Raw genomic sequence first — 17,466 nt, 5'->3', positions numbered from 1 at the left:
CTCTCGCAAAGCCGCGAAGCACGCAGAGAAAGACGAAGTTATTCTCGATCTTTTGAGTTCTTGGCGGGCTTCGCGTCTTCGCGAGAGAACATTGATCAGCTCCGGTGGTAGGCCGTAACCAGGTCCACCTCGTTCTTCGACCCGAGCACCACCGGGACGCGCTGGTGGATGTGCTCGGGCTTCATGTCCATGATGCGCTCGCGCCCGGTGGTGCTGGCACCGCCGGCCTGCTCGATGATGAAACTCATGGGGTTGGCCTCGTACATGAGGCGCAGCTTGCCGCCCTGGCCCTTGGCCTTGATCTTCTCGTCCATGGGATACATGAAGATGCCGCCGCGGGTCAGGATGCGATGCACCTCGGCCACCATGGAGGCCACCCAGCGCATGTTGAAGTCCTTGCCTCGCGGGCCCTCCTTGCCCTGCAGGCACTCGTCGATGTAGCGCTTCACCGGGGCCTCCCAGAAACGCATGTTGGAGGCGTTGATGGCGAACTCCTTCGTGTCTTCCGGGATGGTGATGTTCTCGTGGGTGAGCAGGAACTCGCCGAAGTGGCGGTCCAGAGTGAACATGTTCACGCCCTGCCCGGTGGTCAGCACCATCATGGTGGAAGGGCCGTACAGGCAGTAGCCCGCCGCCACCTGCTCGGTGCCGGGGCGCAGGAAGTCCTCGGTGGTCGGGTCGCCGGGGTGCGGCGAGGCCTTGAGGATGGAGAAGATGGTGCCGACGGAGACGTTCACGTCGATGTTGGATGATCCGTCCAGCGGGTCGAACAGCACCAGGTAGTGGCCCCGGGGTGCGTCCTTGGGCATCCGGCAGATGTCGTCCACCTCTTCGGAGGCCAGTCCGGCCACGTGACCGTTGTGCTGCAGGGCCTCCATGAAGATCTCGTTGGAGATCACGTCCATCTTCTTCTGGGTCTCGCCCTGTACGTTCTCCGAGTCGGCGCTGCCCAGGATGTCCACCAGATCGCCCTTGTTGACCAGGTCGGAGATCTTCTTGCAGGCCACGGCGATGTCGTTGAGCAGGCCGGTGAACTCACCCGTGGCGCCCTTGAAGTTGCGCTGGGTCTCGATGATGTAGTTGGTTAACGTGGTGCCGATATGCATGGTTGCAGACTTCCTAATGTTTAAGGGTAATCCGGGCCTCGCCTGATCGATGGCGGTGCACGTAGCACCTTAGCGGGGCAGGACGGGTGGCGCGATGCCCCGGCTTGCCCGGGACCCGCAAGCTGTTAACCTGAGGGGGCAAGCACTGACATTGCGCCAAGGCGGCCGTCAAATCAGGGCGCGTATCATAGCAAAACGCCCTGACCGGCGCGCATCCCCCTACCGCGGCCCGGATTTTGCCTCGGGAAGCATTGCCGGCGGCGTTCTCCCGCATCACCAACATGGAACCGGATACCGATGCCCAACAACGTGTTGTATGCCCAGTCCGGCGGGGTCACCGCCGTCATCAACGCCAGCGCCTGTGGTGTAATCCAGACCGTACGCCGCTACCCGGAGACCTTCGGCCGCATCTTCGCCGCCCGGGACGGCATCCTGGGCGTGCTCAAGGAGGAACTGATCGATCTTGAACGGGAGAGCGACGCGACCATCGCCGGCCTGCGCCATACGCCCGGCGGCGCGTTCGGCTCATGCCGCTTTGACCTGGGCAATCCCGACACCCACCCCGAACAGTACCGGCGTCTGGTGGAGGTGTTCCGGGCCCATGACGTCGGCTACTTCTTCTACAACGGCGGCGGAGGGTCCATGGACACCGCGCTCAAGGTGGCGCGTATCGCCGACGAGATGGACTACCCCATTCGCAGCATCGGCGTGCCCAAGACCATCGACAACGATCTGGCCTGCACCGACACCAGCCCCGGGTTCGGCTCCGCCGCCAAGTTCATCGCCACCGTGGTGCGCGAGGCCAGCATGGATGTGGAATCCATGGCCAGTTCCGGCACCAAGGTGTTCATCATGGAGGTGATGGGGCGCCATGCCGGGTGGCTGGCCGCGGCCGCGGCGCTTGCCCAGCAGGCGGAGAACACGCCGCCCATGCTGATCCTGTTCGCCGAGATCCCGTTCAATCAGGAGGATTTCCTGAAGCGCCTGAACACGATCATCAAGGCCCACGGCTATTGCGTGGTGGTGGCCTCCGAGGGCCTCAAGGGCCCCGACGGCAAGCTGCTCACCGTGGCCCAGGAACACGAGGTGTTCGCCTACACGCAGCTCGGTGGCGTGGCGCCCATCCTGGCGCGCATGGTCAAGGAAGAGACCGGCCACAAGGTCCACTGGGCGGTGGCCGATTACATCCAGCGCGCCGCACGCCACATCGCCTCGCGCCTGGACGTGGAGCAGGCCTACGCCGCCGGTGCCATGGCGGTTCGTTTCGCGGTGGAAGGGCACACGGGCTTCATGCCCGTGATCAAACGCCTGTGCGATGAGCCCTATCTCTGGACCGTGGACCGGGTGCCGCTGGAGCAGGTGGCCGACATCGAGCAGGGCCTGCCCCGCGAGTACATCACCGAGGACGGTTACGGCATCTCTGCCGCCTGCCGCCGGCACCTCGCCCCGCTCATCGACGGTGAGGACTACCCCCCCTACGAGAACGGCCTGCCCAGTTACGTGCGCATTCGGGGCGAACTGCTGGAGAAGAAGCTGCCTGCGTTTGAAAGCGAGTCGTCGTGAGCTCGCTGTCAACGCAGAGGACGCGGAGACGCGGAGTTCGCAGAGGTTTTCTGGTTCTGGATCTTGCGGCCTCTGCGTCTCCGCGTCCTCTGCGTTGAATGCCTGTAGCCCAATGGGAAGAGGAAGGCGACGGAATGACGACGATCCGAGGTGTCCTGCTGGATCTGAGTGGTGTGCTGTACGTGGGCGATCAGGCCCTGCCTGGGGCGCTGGATGCGGTGGTGCGGTTGCAGGGGTCGGGGATGCCGGTGCGCTACATTACCAACACCACGCGCAGCCCGCGCCGCGCGATTCACGAGAAGCTTGTGCGCATGGGATTCTCCATCCCGGAGGCGGAGATCTTCACTGCTCCCGGTGCCGTGCGGGCCGTGCTGGAGCGCGAGAAGCTCACACCCTTGCTGATCATCCATCCGGGCCTCGAGCCTGAGTTCGCGGACCTTCCCGCGGGCGAACCCGATGCAGTCGTGCTCGGGGACGCGGGAGACAGCTTTACCTACGAGCGGCTGAACCGCGCGTTCCGTCTGCTCATGGAGGGCGCGCCGCTGCTCGCCATGGGCAACAACCGCTACTTCAGGGAGGCCGATGGCCTGAGCCTGGACATCGGGCCGTTCCTCAGGGCCCTGGAATATGCCGCCGGCATGCAGGGCACGGTGCTTGGAAAGCCGTCCGCGGACTTCTTCCAAGCTGCGGTGTCGGACATGGGTCTTGAGCCTGCCGAGGTACTCATGGTGGGCGACGACGTGGAGGCCGACGTGGAGGGTGCCCTCGACGCCGGCCTTCAGGCCTGCCTGGTCAGGACCGGCAAATACCGCCCCAGCGACGAGGGGCGTATCGAAGCCGGTCGTTCCCGAGTGGTGGATGATCTGTCGGCTGTGGTTGATGGTCTGGCTATCTGAACCGGTTAGCCACAGAGGTCACAGAGGTCACAGAGAAGGATCGAAACCAACCTTACTCGACTTCTGGCTCGCCTTGGCGAGCGAGCTCGGATTTTGAAATTCTCTGTGACCTCTGTGCTCTCTGTGGCAAAACGATCTTCAGAGAAGCAGTTGGTAACCGGCCCCCACGGTCGCGCAGGTGATGAGAAGGGGGATGATGCCGACCTTGTACCGGAACAGCGCAATGAAGGCGGCAATGCCGAGCAGCGCCGAGAACCACTCGAAGTCACCTTCGAAGCCCTCCGGCCAGAGCACGTGGTACGCGAAAAACACGGCGAGGTTCAGGATCACCCCCACGACCGCGGCGGTGATGCCGGTCAGCGGCGCGGTGAAGTGAAGTTCATGGCGCGTCGCCTCCACGGCCGGGGCGCCTACCAGGATGAACAGGAAGGAGGGCAGGAAGGTGAAGAAGGTGGCCACCACCGCCCCCAGGACGCCGGCCATCACCAGGGATTCCGTGCCCAGGAATGCGTGCGTCCAGCCGCCCACGAAGCCCACGAAGGTGACGATCATGATCAGCGGCCCGGGCGTGGATTCGCCCAGCGCGAGGCCGTCGATCATCTGGTGCGCCGTGAGCCACTGATAGGTCTCCACACCGCCCTGATAGACATAGGGCAGCACGGCGTAGGCGCCGCCAAAGGTGACCAGCGCGGCCTGGGTGAAAAACACGCCCATGCGCGTGAGGGTGCCGTCCCAGCCGTACAGGGCCAGGAGCATCCCCAGCACGCCCACCCAGAGCAGCAGGCCGATCACCGCGAAAAGTATCACCCGCGGCCAGCGGAACCGCATCCAGGGCTGCACAGGCGTGTCGTCGTCAATGAGCGCGGGGCCGTACCCTGCCTTTCCGGCCGATCCGTGCCCGCCGCCCAGCTTGAAACGATGCGGTGACAGGCGCCCGCCGATCCAGCCTATGATGCCTGCGCCGATGACGATGTAGGGAAAGGGGATGTTCAGGGCGAAGATGGCCACGAACGCCGCCGCCGCCATGGCCCATAGCGCTCCGTTCTTCAGGGCCCGGCTGCCGATGCGCCAGGCGGCGTGCACGACGATGGCGGTCACCGCCGGCTTGATGCCGTAGAGAATCGCCTGAATGACGGGCACGTCACCGAAGGCCAGATAGATCCAGGTCAGCCCGATCAGGATGAAGAGCGACGGCAACACGAACAGCGTACCGGCGATGACGCCGCCCAGGGTGCCGTGCATGAGCCAGCCGATGTAGGTGGCCAGCTGCTGCGCCTCGGGTCCCGGCAGCACCATGGTGTAGTTGAGGGCGTGCAGGAAGCGGTGCTCGGAGATCCAGCGCCGCCGCTCCACCAGCTCCTGGTGCATGATGCTGATCTGTCCGGCGGGTCCACCGAAGCTGATGAATCCCAGTTTCAGCCACCAGCGGAAGGCCTCCAGCAGGCCGACAGGTGCCGGTTTTTCGGCGGGTGATGGTCGCGTGCCGGTGTCGTTGCTCATGGGTTCCGTTCCTGTGTGGGAGAGAAGCTGCGGTGCATGTCGTCCAGCACCGGTGATGCAGCGTCCAGCAGGGCATCATCGTCGGGGCAGCGTTGCTTGGCGCCCGTGAGAACGGCCTCGAAACCGGCAGCTTCGGCGATCGGTGCGCCGCCGATATCGAGAAAGCGCACCAGTTCGCCCAGGCGCACCAGGCCGGGGTCGTCCTCCAGGGAAAATGCCGCTGTCAGGACCTGAAACGTGACGCGGTCGCCCACGTGCGTGAAGGCGGCCCCGTCGAAGTCGAAACCCAGCGCGTCAGCAGGGCAGTCCGCCGGACGGGCCAGCCACAGGAACCGGGCCTCGGGATCGATGAATCTCCTGATCAGCCAGGCACTGGCCACCCGGTCCACCCACAGGGAGGCGCGCGTGGCCCAGGTCCGGTTCCGATACTCACGCACGTTGAGACGAGCGATGGCTTGTTCCGGCGCCTGAGACGGTTCATCAGGAGACAGCCGTCCCTGGACTGCGCCTTCCAGAGCCGCAAGCTGTTCGCTCATGGCGTCACGTTCCGGCCCAGGAAAATAGTCGATTCGGTGCAGGTGATCGGCATCCCGCCGAATCTGTCGCAGTTGCTTGAGCAGCTCCGGCTCGGGCAGGTCATCGATCCGGCCGCACAGCGCCGTTGCGGCTTCCGTGACGGCGCGGTATTCCTCCGTGCGGTCGAACAGTTTTTTGTAGCGGTCGTCTTCGTCGGAGGGCACCGCAAACACCAGGTGGTGGGCCTGCCCGCCCGCGGCACGGATATCCTCCGCAAGGCCCCCCAAGGCCTCGTGCAGATCGGCCCGTTCCGGCAGGACATACACCCCGTCGCGCAGGGTCCCTGCGCCCAGCGCTTTGAGGGCACGCCAAAGCCGCACCCGACTGGTATTCCGGCCTCCGGGGAAGGACAGGATCAGCATTTGCCAGCGGGGCGGCACAGAAGTCATGTAACGAACATTACATTACAGGTAATACCTGTGACAATATGCTGTGTGGCGGGTCAGATCGGCGAAGCGCGATCCGGGGTCACAGAAAATGCTGTTTGAACCACGAAGCACACGAAGGGCACGAAGAAAAAGGGACTTGTGCTGTGGGGGTCAAGGGCTTACCCGGCTCTGCTGACAGACCGCCTGTCCGGTTGCTTCGATGACAAGATGCAGGGACTCTCGCAAAGCCGCGAAGCCCGCAAAGAGGAAATCAGTTCATTGCTCTTAGGCCTTCTTTGCGGGCTTTGCGGCTTCGCGAGAGATATTTCCTTTCCGGCCGACGAAGCAACCGGACCATGGGTCGGAGGCAAGCTCGGATATACCCCGATCCGAACAGCAACAATCTGTTCTTCGTGCCCTTCGTGCGCTTCGTGGTTCAAACAGCCCGGCTATCGCTCCGGCAGGGGAATGAACTCCACTTCGTCCCCCGGCACCTTGGGGAAGGCGCCGTTCTTCCAGTCCGCCTTGGCCTGTTCAATGCGCTCCCTGCGGCTGGAGACGAAGTTCCACCAGATGTAGCGCTCGCCCAGCGCCTCGCCCCCGATAAGCGCCAGTTGGGTGTCCTCCTCGGCCTGGACCGTCACGGTGTGGCCCTTGTGCAGAACGGCCATGCTGTATTGATCGATCAGGCTGCCCAGGGCCCTGAGCTTTCCCTTGACCACGTAGAGCGCCCGTTCATCGACACCGTCGGGCAGTGTCAGGCTCTGACCGGCCTTGAGGGCGGCTTCCACATAGAGCGTTTGGGCGAAGGTCCTGACGGGCGACTGTACGCCATACGCAGCACCGATGAGCACGCGCACCGCAACCCCGTCCACCGTCACCGAGGGGATATGCGCGCGGTCGTAGTGATGGAACGCCGGATCGATCTCTTCATCGGCCTCCGGCAGGGCCAGCCAGAGCTGCAGCCCGTCCAGCATATTGTTGGCGGCCTTCACCTCCTCGCGCTGGCGCTCGGAATGGACGATGCCCTTGCCGGCCACCATGAGGTTGATTGCGCCCGGCGTGATGGTCAGCTCATTGCCCAGGGAATCCCGGTGCAGCATCTCGCCTTTGAACAGGTAGGTCACCGTGGCCAGGTTGATGTGGGGGTGGGGTCTCACATCAATGCCCTTACCCGGTTCGAACATGGCCGGCCCCATGTGATCGAAGAATATCCAGGGCCCGACCATGCGCCGCCTGCCGGACGGCAGCGCGCGGCGCACGGAGAAGCCGCCCAGATCATGTTCTTTGGGGTAAATCATCAGATCAATGGCGGTACATGGGCCCGGCTGCTCGATCTGTTCTTCGTCGACGGTGGTTTCTATGCTCATGGCGGACCCTGCATCACAGTTGACGGCGTTTCTCATCATACACCCGCGCCATCCCTGCGGCCGGATGCCTGATCATGACATGATGTCGGTTCACCCGTACGAGGCCTGATCCATGCGACAGACAACATTTTCCAGACTCGATACGCGCTTTATCGAACGGTGGTCTCCGAGGGCCTTTCTGCCGGACAAGCTCAGCCACGAGGAGCTGATGACCTTGTTCGAGGCGGCCCGGTGGAGCCCATCCTGCTTCAACGAACAACCCTGGCATTTCGTTTATGCGGTGTCGGAGGAAGATCTTAAGCGTTTCCAATCCGTACTCACCGACAAGAACAGGTCATGGGCCAGCCGGGCGCCGGTACTGATCATCGCGTTCAGTCGCAGGCAGTTCAGGAAGAACGGCAAGCCCAACCGCTGGGCGGATTTCGATACCGGGTCTGCGTGGATGGCGCTGGCACTGCAAGCCAACCGGCTGGGCCTGCATTGTCATGCCATGGGCGGCTTTGATCAGGACAAGGCCTACGAAGTCACCGGCGTCGATCCGGATGAGTACAACGCCATCTGCGTGATCGCGCTGGGCCGACGGGCCGATGCCGATGTGCTGCCCGAGGACCTGCGCGAGCGCGAAACCCCCTCGGATCGCAATCCCCTCGATGACATGATCACCGAAGGAAGCATGTCCCGTTGACCAGATGCGGGGCTCGACTGAAAAAAGCCTCGACGCAAAGACGCGAAGACGCAAAGGAACGCAAAGAGTCTGTTGGTCTTTAACCCGAAAAGCTTTGCGCCCCTTTGCGTCTTTGCGCCTTTGCGTCGAAGGCTTTTGACGTTCGAAGCCTACCGATCCGCCCCCACCTCGCGCCATTTGAGGAACGCTTTCTCCAGTTCCACCAGCACGAACAGGGCCACGCCGAAGGCGAGGATGCGGCCCCACTCCTCGAGCCCGAGGGCGGCGGTGCCGAACAGGAACTGCACGGGCGGTGCATAGGTGAACAGGCCCTGCAGTACGATGAGCACGCCGATGGCGATCAGCACAGCGCGGCTGCCGAACAGGCCCGCCCGGTTGAACACGGGCTCCAGGATGTAGCGGCTGTTGAACAGGTAGAAGAGCTGCCCCATGACCAGGGTGTTGATGGCTGCAGTGCGGGCTATCTCCACGGCCACGCCCTGCTGCTCCATCCACAGGAAGTGGCCGAAGGTGCCCGCCACCAGCAGGGCCGAGACGAACGCCACCCGCCAGATGAGAAAACCCGAAAGGATGGGCGTCTCGGGTGGGCGAGGCGGGCGTTCCATTACGCCGGGCTCGGTGGGCTCGAAGGCCAGTGCCAGCGCCAGCGTGACCGCGGTCACCATGTTCACCCACAGCACCTGCACGGGGGTCAGCGGCAGGGTCAGACCCAGCAGGATGGCGGCCACGATGGTGAAGGCCTGGCCGCCGTTGGTGGGCAGCAGGAAGAGGATCGCCTTGCGCAGGTTGTCGTAGACCGTGCGCCCTTCCTCCACGGCGTGGGCGATGGAGGCGAAATTGTCATCGGCCAGCACCATCTCCGCGGCCTCCTTGGAAGCCTCGGTGCCCTTGATGCCCATGGCCACGCCCACGTCGGCGCGCTTCAGCGCCGGTGCGTCGTTGACGCCGTCGCCTGTCATGGCCACCACGTGGCCGTTGGCCTGGATGGCCTTCACCAGCCGCAGCTTGTGTTCCGGTGTGGCGCGGGCAAACACGTCCACCTCGCGCACCGTCTGCTTCATCTCCTCGTCGGAGATCTTCTCCAGTTCGTGGCCGGTGAGCACGCCGCCCGCCGTGTCGATGCCGAGATTGTCGGCAATGGCCCGGGCGGTGACGCCGTGATCGCCGGTGATCATCTTGACCACGATGCCCGCCGACTGGCATTCCGCCACCGACTCGATGGCCTCGTCCCTGGGCGGATCGATGATGCCGCACAAGGCCACCATCGTGAGTCCGCCGTCCTCGATGTCGGGAAACTCCAGCGTGCGCTTGTCCGCTTCCACGTCGTTGACGGCCAGCGCCAGCAGGCGCTGCCCCTTCGCGGCGATCTCGTCCATCTGCTGTTGCCAGCGATCGTTGTCGATCTCCCGGTCGCCGTCCACGGTGCGTTCGCGATCGCACACGGCCAGCACCCGTTCCGGCGCACCCTTGAGATACACGAAGCTGTGGTTCCCCTCGTGGTGATGGTGCAGGGTGGCCATGAACTTGTAGGAGGACTCGAAGGGGATCACGTCGTCCCGGGGATAGAGTTCGTTGGTCTCCTTGTGATCCAGCCCGCCCTTGAGGGCCGCAGTGACCAGGGCACCTTCCGTCGGGTCCCCCTCCAGACGCCATTCGCCGTCGCGCTGGCGCACCTCCGCATCGTTGCAAAGCAGGATTCCGCGCAGCGCCTCGGAGAGCACCGGGTGCTCGTCCGGTTCCAGGTCCTGACCGTCGCGCGAGAACCCGCCGTGGGGCTCGTAACCCACGCCGCCCACTTCGAAGACGTCCTCTGCGGTGACGATGGATTTCACCGTCATCTCGTTGCGTGTGAGCGTGCCGGTCTTGTCGGAACAGATGGTGGTGACGGAACCCAGGGTCTCGACGGCCGGGAGCCGCCGGATGATGGCGTTGCGTGCCGCCATGCGCTGCACGCCGATGGCCAGCGTGATGGTCATGATGGCGGGCAGACCCTCGGGGATGGCCGCCACGGCCAGGCTGACGGCCGCCAGGAAGGTCTCCAGGATGTCGTAATCCCGGAACCAGTAGCCGAAGACGAAGGTGAAGCCGGCAAGCAGCACGATGGCCACGGACAGCCAGCGTCCGAACACGGCAATGTCCCGAAGCAACGGTGTGGTGAGCTGCTCCACCTCGCCCAGCATGGTGGAGATCCGGCCGATCTGGGTCTCGGCGCCGGTGCCCACTACCACCCCGCGTGCCTGGCCGTAGGCGACCAGCGTTCCGGAGAAGGCCATGCTGGCGCGATCGCCCAGGTCCGCGTCCTCGTCCACGGGGTCGGCCTGCTTGTCCACGGCCACTGATTCCCCGGTCAGCACCGCCTCGTCGATGCGCATGTTGTGGACACGCAGCAGTCTGAGGTCCGCGGGCACCTTGTCGCCGGCCTGCAGGAACACGATGTCGCCGGGCACCAGGTCCTCGGCGGGCACGGTATGACGCTCGCCGTCGCGCAGCACCAGCGCCTTGGGCGAGAGCATGCTGCGGATGGCGTCCAGGGCCTGTTCCGCCTTGCCCTCCTGGATGAAGCCGATGACGGCGTTGATCAGCACCACGCCGAGGATCACGCCGGTGTCCACCCAGTGCTGAAGGAAGGCGGTGCCCACCGCGGCCGCGATCAGGATGTAGATCAGCACGTTGTGGAACTGGAGCAGGAAACGCTTCAGCGGTCCGGCCCGTTCCGGCGGCGGCAGTCGGTTGGGGCCGTAACGCTCCAGGCGCGCCTTCACGTCCTCCGTGCCCAGCCCCTTGTCGGAGACCTCCAGCGCCTCCAGTACGTCCTCCACCCCCCGGCTGTGCCAGGCGGTGTCCTGCTTAGCCCGCATATCTCACCGGGATCGCGGGAGCAGGCGAAGGATTCGCGTTCGTAGGCGCCGCTCTGGAGCGAAACCCATAGCCGTAGCTATGGGTTGAGTGAAGAGCAAGCATACGGGCGCGAAGACGAGCCTGAACCGCGATAGGACACCGGCGGGAACAGTCTGTCATGCTGAGGTTGGCGACCATTTCAACGTATTCCACTTATGTTTCCGCCTCTTGTGCGCCAGCCGGTGTCCGACCGGTGAGATATGCGGGCTAGTTTCGTTCATGGAAAGAACTTCCGGATGACGACCTTCTCGGTCTCCACGATGATGAACACCAACAGCCCGAACAGAAGGATACGCCACCAGTGTTCCAGTGGCACCGGGGTGGTGCCGAACAGGGTGTTCATGACCGGTGCGAAGGTGAACGTAAACTGCAGGACGATAAGCACCCCGATGGCGATCCACATGGCCCGGGAGCGGAACACCTCCCAGCCGATGAGCACCGGCTGGTGGATGAGCCGCAGGTTCAGGAGGTAGAAGGCCTGGCCGGCGACCAGCGTGTTGATGGCCACGGTACGTGCGAGTTCGTCGGAGACACCCAGGACCTCTTCCATGTACACGAAGTGTCCGAAGGTGCCGGCCCACAGCAGGATGGCCACGAACGGGATGCGCCAGAGCAGGAAGCCCGAGAGCAGCGGCGCGTCGGGGCGCCGGGGGGGACGCTTCATCACTCCCGGCTCCGCCGGCTCGAAGGCCAGCGCCATGGCCAGCGTCACCGAGGTCACCATGTTTACCCACAGCACCTGCACCGGCGTGAGCGGCAGGGCCAGCCCCATGAGGATGGCCATCATGATGGTGAGCGACTGGCCCGCGTTGGTGGGCAGGGTGTGCAGGATGGCCTTGCGGATGTTGTCGTAGACGGTGCGCCCTTCCTCCACGGCGTGGGCGATGGAGGCGAAGTTGTCGTCGGCCAGCACCATCTCGGCCGCCTCCTTGGCGGCCTCGGTGCCCTTCATTCCCATGGCCACGCCCACGTCGGCGCGTTTCAGCGCCGGGGCATCGTTCACGCCGTCGCCGGTCATGGCCACGATCCGCCCGTCCGCCTGGAGGGCCTGCACCAGGCGCAGCTTGTGCTCCGGCGTGGTGCGGGCGAACACGTCGGCCTCCTGCACCGCCCGGCGCAGGGCCTCCTCGTCCATGTCTTCCAGCTCATGGCCCGAGAGCGCGGCGATGCCGTTGCCCATACCCAGCTGTTCGCCGATGGCCCGGGCGGTGACCAGGTGATCGCCGGTGATCATCTTCACGCCGATGCCCGCTTCCCGGCATTCCTTCACGGCCGCGATGGCCTCGTCCCGGGGCGGATCAATGATGCCCAGCAGCGCCAGCAGAGTGAAGTCGCCTTCCTCGATGTGCGCGTAGGTGAGGTCGCGTTGCTTCGGCGCGGCGTCGCGCACCGCCACCGCCAGAAGCCGCTGGCCCCTTGCCGCGATCTCCTCCATGTGCCGGTGCCAGGCCTCCCGGTCGACGGGCGCGTTCCTGCCTCCTTCCCGCTGGCTTTCGCACAGGGACAGCACCCGCTCCGGCGCCCCCTTCAGGAACACTCGCCCGTGACCTTCGTGGTCGTGGTGCAGGGTGGCCATGTACTTGTGGTCCGACTCGAAGGGGATCACGTCGGTGCGCAGCAGCCGCTCGTGCTGCTGGTGCGGATCGAGCCCCGCCTTGCAGGCGGCGGTGATCAGGGCGCCCTCGGTGGGGTCGCCTTCCATCACCCACTGGCCCGCACGTTCGTAGAGCACCGCGTCGTTGCACAGCAGTCCCGCGAGCAGGGTCTCGTTGAGCGCCGGATGGTCGTCGGGATCCACGTCGTCATCGTCCAGCAGGAATCCCCCGCGGGGTTCGTAGCCCACCCCGGTGACATCGAATCGCTGTTTCGCCGTGACAACCGTCTGCACGGTCATCTCGTTGCGGGTAAGCGTCCCGGTCTTGTCCGAACAGATGGCGGAGACCGATCCCAGGGTCTCCACTGCCGGCAGACGGCGGATGATGGCGTTACGCCTGGCCATCTTCTGCACGCCGATGGCCAGCGCGATGGTCATGATGGCCGGGAGGCCTTCCGGTATGGTGGACACCGCGAGGCTGACCGCCGCCAGGAACATCTCGTCCAGGGGATAGGTGCGCACCCAGTAGCCGAAGGCGAAGGTGGCAGCGGAGATGAAGATGATCACCACGGCCAGCCAGCGGCCGAACTGCTCCATCTGGCGCACCAGGGGCGTCTGCAGGCTCTGCACCTCGCCCAGCATCTCGGAGATGCGCCCGATCTCCGTGTGGGCGCCGGTCCCCACCACCACACCCGCACCCCGCCCGAACGCCACCAGGGTGCCGGAGAATGCCATGCAGGTGCGATCGCCCAGCGGGGCGTCCGCGGCCACGGGATCAACGGCCTTCTCCACCGGCACCGACTCACCGGTGAGCACCGCCTCCTCCACGCGCAGGTTCTTCACCTCCAGCAGACGCAGGTCGGCGGGTACCCGGTCCCCCGCCTGCAGGTACACGATGTCACCGGGCACCAGTTCGTTGGCGGGCACCTCGCGACGCTTGGCGTCGCGCATCACTGCCGCCTTGGGGGAGAGCATCTCACGGATGGCATCCAGGGCCTTTTCCGCCTTGCCCTCCTGGATGAACCCGATCATGGTGTTGATCAGCACCACGGCGAGGATCACGCCCGTGTCCACCCAATGGCCCAGCAACGCCGTGCCCAGCGCCGCCACCAGCAGGATGTAGATCAGGACGTTGTGGAAGTGACGCAGAAAGCGCAGCAGCGGCCCCGCCTTTTCGGGGGCGGGCAGGCTGTTCGGTCCGTAGCGGGAAAGGCGTTCCTTCGCCGCCTCCGCGCTCAGCCCCTGGCGGTCGCTCTGCCAGTGTGACAGCGCGTCCTCGGCGGAGAGGGTGTGCCAGTCCCGGGAGGAGGGTGTCTCACCGTTTGCAGTGTCCATGAATCCCGATTGTTCTGGTTTGCCTTCCGGGGTGATGGTCGGGAATCCGGTGCCTCGGTGCAAGCTGCGGACTTACGCGAGACCCGTAGTTCGACCACGAAGCACACGAAGGATCGTAATGAGAAAAGACATTTCTCTCGCAAAGAGCGCCAAGGACGCCAAGAAGACACAAGTTCTTGATATTGGACCTGTGCGTTCAGGGGCCACAGGGCGGCCCTGGCTGCCGCCGCAGGTGACGCCGTGCGGCAAGGCGGGCGCAGCCCGCCCCACCCATTCATTCACGCCTTCCTTTGCGTGCTTCGCGCCTTTGCGAGAGACATACTTCTTTGGAAGTTCTTCGTGCCCTTCGTGTGCTTCGTGGTGAATGGGGCCTGAAAGTTCCCCGGCGCGGGCTCAGAAATGGATGCCGATCTTGCCGAGGATGCGCAGGTTGTCCGCGTCCTGGTTGCGTCCCTCGAAGCGGGCGCTCTCGGTGAACTGGTAGCGGGCCTCGCCGCCCAGGAACAGGTTGTTGGGGAGGCGCAGGTGCATGTGGGCGCCCAACTGGAACGACCACAGGCCGTGGTCATCGTCGCCGATGTCGGTGCGCGCGTAGCCGATGCCGGGGCCGAAACCGAGGGCCAGGTCGGGCGTGAGGTCCATGGTGTAATGGGAATTGAGTTCCGCGCTGGTCATCCTGAGCGGGCTGTCATCGTAGCGGGTGACGCTTACGAAATGACGCACGCGGCCCTGTGCCGGCCGGAGGATGTGGCAATTCCAGGACAGTTCGAGGCCGTAGATGAAGTCGTCGTCGGCCCCGCGGACGTCCGGGAACATCATGCCGCCGAGCACGGCCACGGCGGGATCCACGGTGGTCTGTTGCGCGAGGGCGGGGCCGCTGGCCAGCAGGGCGGCAGCGAGTGGGATGAAGGTGCGACGCAGTTTCATGGGACGCCTCCTGTGCGTGGCATGGGGATTACCCTCCAAGTCTGGTCAACGCCTGGCCAGGTTTCCGTGAACGGTTCTCGGAAATCGGGAGGGCTGCAGGAAAAATCAAAAGAAGGGTTCTCTCGCAAAGGCGCGAAGCACGCCAGGAAAACATAAGTTCCTGCTGTTGGCCCCGCGTGTTCCGGGGCTACCGGATCCATGGGTGCCGCTGCCGGTAGCGTGGCGTCTGCACGGCGGGCGCAGCCCGCCCCATCATATTTCACGCTTCTCTTTGCGAGCTTCGCGCCTTTGCGAGAGACATGTCCGCATCAAGTGGACGAAGCCACCGGACGAGGAATCGACCGGCATCGGCCAGGCGAGACCCCAATCCCGACAGCAATCATTTTCCTTCGTGCCCTTCGTGTGCTTCGTGGTTAACAAACGCCCATGTATCCCCAGGCACCGTCAGGACGTGCAGCAGGGTGCGCCGGGGCCGGCCTGTTGGACCGGTGGGCAAGGGACGTCGCCGTAAGAGCAGAACACGCAGCAGTCGCCCGGTTTGGGGCGCAGGAGGGTGTGGCATTCCATACACTCGTAGTACCACTGGCAGGCATCCACGGGCATGCGTTCCGTCTTGCGGTGGCCGCATTGCGGGCAGGTGAGGGTGGAGTCGAGGATGGTGTCTGCCATGGCCGCAGTCACTCCACGGGGCAGGTCACCGGTGCGCAGGCGTGCTCCGAGGGTGCGTCGCTCATTGTGTCGCCGGTCTGCCGGTAACGGGCGTTGTCCGGGTCCAGGGCGATGGCGCATCGGGCGGCGGCACGGGCCTCGTCGCCGCAACCCCGGGCCTTCAACACGTGCGCGAGGTTGTTCCATCCGGCGTGTGCATCGGGTTGATGCTCCAGGAGGCCGCGAAAGGCCTCTTCCGAGCCTTCCAGGTCCCGGGCTGCGTAGCGTGTGTTGCCGAGGCCGATCCAGCCCACGGGGTGCTCGGGCCACTCGCGCGTGGCGGTTTCGTAGGCAGTGGCGGCGGGATTGATCAGTCCCGTTGTCTCAAGCGCGTTGGCGGAGCGCAGCCAGGGCAGGGCGCTGGCGGTGGCCGGAGGGGTGTCCGGCGGCACCGTCACGAACGCCCAGCGGTTTCCGCGCAGCCAGGTGCGCTCGAAGCGGCTGAAGCTGTTCACATGCCGTTCGATGGTTCCCGAGCGAAGGTAGATCTCGCGGTCCGCGAGGTCATATCCGATCACCACGGCGTAGTGCCAGCGAGGGATGATGTTGATGCCCAGGTTCTGGAACACCAGCACCGGGTTGCCCGCGGCGACCTCGGCCAGCACATCCTCCAGCTCGGGTTCGAGCACATAGGCCACCAGGCCCCGCGCCCGGGCCGCCGCCAGCATCTCCGTCTGCAGGCTGCCGCGCCGCTCGGGTATGTACACCTCGCCCACCAGCGCGTCCGGGCCGATGTCGATACCCCGATCCGTAAGCAGGGTGGCCAGCGCCGCAGGCCCGCACTGGTAGTCCTCCTGCGGGAAGAAGTCCACGTGGGAAAGCTCGACGCGCTCGGGCAGCCCGGCGGGCGCGCTGCGGGCGATCTCGCGGGTCTGGGTGGGTGTGGCGCAGCCGGCGATGGCCAGCAGTGACACCAGCAGAATGGTCCAGGTGAAAAAAAAAGGGACGCCCGCCGACCGGCGGGCGTCCGGGCTGGCACTCATCATCGAACCGGACGGACGAAGGCGAAGATGTCGGTCACGCCCAGGGCGTCCAGCAGCACGAGCACCAGGAAGATGATGGCCACCACTTCCAGTGTGCCCGCACCGGCCGGCAGTTCGCCGAGGCGCTCGTTGATGGCGGCGACTTCCTCGTCGGTCATGCGTGCCACGCGTTCCTCGGCCAGTTCAGGCGTCACGCCCATACGTTCCATCTGTCGACGCATGTCTTCCCGTGACAGAGTCTTGAGCAGCTGGGCACGATCCGCGTGCGCCTGCTCGGCGGCAAGTATCTCGCCCGTGCCCACCATCGAGGCATGAAGCGGGGACGTCACCAACGCGAACAGGAGCAGGGTGGCGGCCATCACGGTCAGTCGACGCACTGAAATCATCGGTCTGTCTCCTTATGAGTTGTTGTGTCGCGGGACGACCAGGGTCAGGCTCAGTTGACCGGCCGGATGAACGGGAAGATGTCCGTGGCGCCGATCGCGTCGGTAATGACGAACACGATGAAGATGATCAGCAGCGCGCCAAGCAGGGCATTGCCGCCGGCCGGCAGTTCATCCAGGCGTTCGTTGAGCGCGGCCACTTCCGCATCGGTCATGCGCATCACGCGTGCTTCGGCCTGAGCGGGATCGACACCCATGGCAGTGAGCTGATTGCGCACGTCGTCACGGGAGAGGGTCTCCAGCAGGCGTTCACGATCCACCTGTGCCTGTTCCGCGGCGATCATCTGGTCAGTGCCCACCATGCTCGCGATGGCGGGGCTCAGGCTCGCGCCCACGAGGGCAAAGACACACAGCAGGGCGATGAAACGCTTGGTGATTTCTCTTGTTCTCATGTTCTTGCTCCGGGCCGTATGGATGGATAGTCACTCAATTGTCAGCACCCCCGGTGCGGGCGTCAATGATCGGTTTCGCGTTTTCGTGCGCGGGTTCCGGTGTCTAGCAGCCTGTCGGACTT

14 protein-coding genes are annotated in these 17,466 nt (G+C 64.8%); 3 read left to right on the top strand and 11 right to left on the bottom strand.

Translation table 11 applies throughout. The features are described from left to right. Positions 1-95: 95 nt before the first annotated feature. On the bottom strand, positions 96-1,106 hold the full coding sequence (locus tag B1C78_RS09345) for a class 1 fructose-bisphosphatase (protein WP_077278895.1): 1,011 nt from the start codon (positions 1,104-1,106) through the stop codon (positions 96-98). A gap of 297 nt (positions 1,107-1,403) precedes the next feature. On the opposite strand from B1C78_RS09345, the gene B1C78_RS09340 reads away from it, so the two are divergent. Continuing rightward, positions 1,404-2,669, top strand: a complete 1,266-nt coding sequence (locus tag B1C78_RS09340) for a 6-phosphofructokinase (protein WP_077278894.1) — start codon at positions 1,404-1,406, stop codon at positions 2,667-2,669. Between the two features lie 134 nt (positions 2,670-2,803). Beyond that, entirely contained in the window at positions 2,804-3,565 is a 762-nt protein-coding gene (locus tag B1C78_RS09335) for a TIGR01458 family HAD-type hydrolase (RefSeq protein WP_077278893.1), read from the top strand. 138 nt (positions 3,566-3,703) lie between these two features. Here the strand turns inward: B1C78_RS09335 and chrA are convergent, their stop codons facing one another. The 3 genes from chrA to B1C78_RS09320 form a co-directional block, all read right to left on the bottom strand. Then, on the bottom strand, positions 3,704-5,065 hold the full coding sequence (chrA, locus tag B1C78_RS09330) for a chromate efflux transporter (protein ID WP_245795386.1): 1,362 nt from the start codon (positions 5,063-5,065) through the stop codon (positions 3,704-3,706). Next, positions 5,062-6,030 (bottom strand): chromate resistance protein ChrB domain-containing protein, encoded by a 969-nt coding sequence (locus B1C78_RS09325; protein WP_077278892.1) that lies wholly within the window; start codon positions 6,028-6,030, stop codon positions 5,062-5,064. Before B1C78_RS09325 ends, chrA begins: the two co-directional genes overlap by 4 nt. A 428-nt stretch (positions 6,031-6,458) precedes the next feature. Then, positions 6,459-7,379 (bottom strand): pirin family protein, encoded by a 921-nt coding sequence (locus tag B1C78_RS09320; protein WP_077278913.1) that lies wholly within the window; start codon positions 7,377-7,379, stop codon positions 6,459-6,461. A gap of 112 nt (positions 7,380-7,491) precedes the next feature. On the opposite strand from B1C78_RS09320, the gene B1C78_RS09315 reads away from it, so the two are divergent. Then, entirely contained in the window at positions 7,492-8,064 is a 573-nt protein-coding gene (locus B1C78_RS09315; protein ID WP_077278891.1) for a nitroreductase family protein, read from the top strand. 149 nt (positions 8,065-8,213) lie between these two features. On the opposite strand, the gene B1C78_RS09310 is transcribed toward B1C78_RS09315, so the two are convergent. The 7 genes from B1C78_RS09310 to B1C78_RS09280 form a co-directional block, all read right to left on the bottom strand. Then, the gene (locus tag B1C78_RS09310; RefSeq protein ID WP_077278890.1) at positions 8,214-10,922 is read right to left on the bottom strand and encodes a cation-transporting P-type ATPase; all 2,709 of its coding nucleotides are present in this window, start codon (positions 10,920-10,922) and stop codon (positions 8,214-8,216) included. Positions 10,923-11,179: 257 nt separating this feature from the next. Continuing rightward, positions 11,180-13,891 carry a cation-transporting P-type ATPase gene (locus tag B1C78_RS09305; protein WP_077278889.1) on the bottom strand — a complete coding sequence of 904 codons (2,712 nt, stop codon included), beginning with the start codon at positions 13,889-13,891 and terminating at the stop codon, positions 11,180-11,182. 393 nt (positions 13,892-14,284) lie between these two features. Next, positions 14,285-14,818: a porin family protein gene (locus B1C78_RS09300; protein ID WP_077278888.1), complete on the bottom strand. Its 534-nt coding sequence runs from the start codon at positions 14,816-14,818 to the stop codon at positions 14,285-14,287. Between the two features lie 444 nt (positions 14,819-15,262). Then, positions 15,263-15,487 carry a GDCCVxC domain-containing (seleno)protein gene (locus B1C78_RS09295; RefSeq protein WP_077278887.1) on the bottom strand — a complete coding sequence of 75 codons (225 nt, stop codon included), beginning with the start codon at positions 15,485-15,487 and terminating at the stop codon, positions 15,263-15,265. An 8-nt stretch (positions 15,488-15,495) separates the two neighbouring features. Next, a complete protein-coding gene (locus tag B1C78_RS09290; RefSeq protein ID WP_425443969.1) occupies positions 15,496-16,509 on the bottom strand; it encodes a PA2778 family cysteine peptidase in 1,014 nt (337 codons plus the stop codon). Next, complete coding sequence (locus B1C78_RS09285; protein ID WP_077278885.1) at positions 16,509-16,895, bottom strand: DUF6627 family protein; 387 nt, start codon at positions 16,893-16,895, stop codon at positions 16,509-16,511. Before B1C78_RS09285 ends, B1C78_RS09290 begins: the two co-directional genes overlap by 1 nt. Positions 16,896-16,945: 50 nt before the next feature. Further along, on the bottom strand, positions 16,946-17,344 hold the full coding sequence (locus B1C78_RS09280; protein WP_077278884.1) for a DUF6627 family protein: 399 nt from the start codon (positions 17,342-17,344) through the stop codon (positions 16,946-16,948). Positions 17,345-17,466: the final 122 nt, after the last annotated feature.

The sequence above is a fragment of the Thioalkalivibrio denitrificans genome, from assembly GCF_002000365.1.
Taxonomy (GTDB): Bacteria; Pseudomonadota; Gammaproteobacteria; order Ectothiorhodospirales; family Ectothiorhodospiraceae; genus Thioalkalivibrio_A; species Thioalkalivibrio_A denitrificans.
Note: the sequence above shows the minus strand (reverse complement) of the source record. Positions and strands in the feature narration are given on the sequence as shown.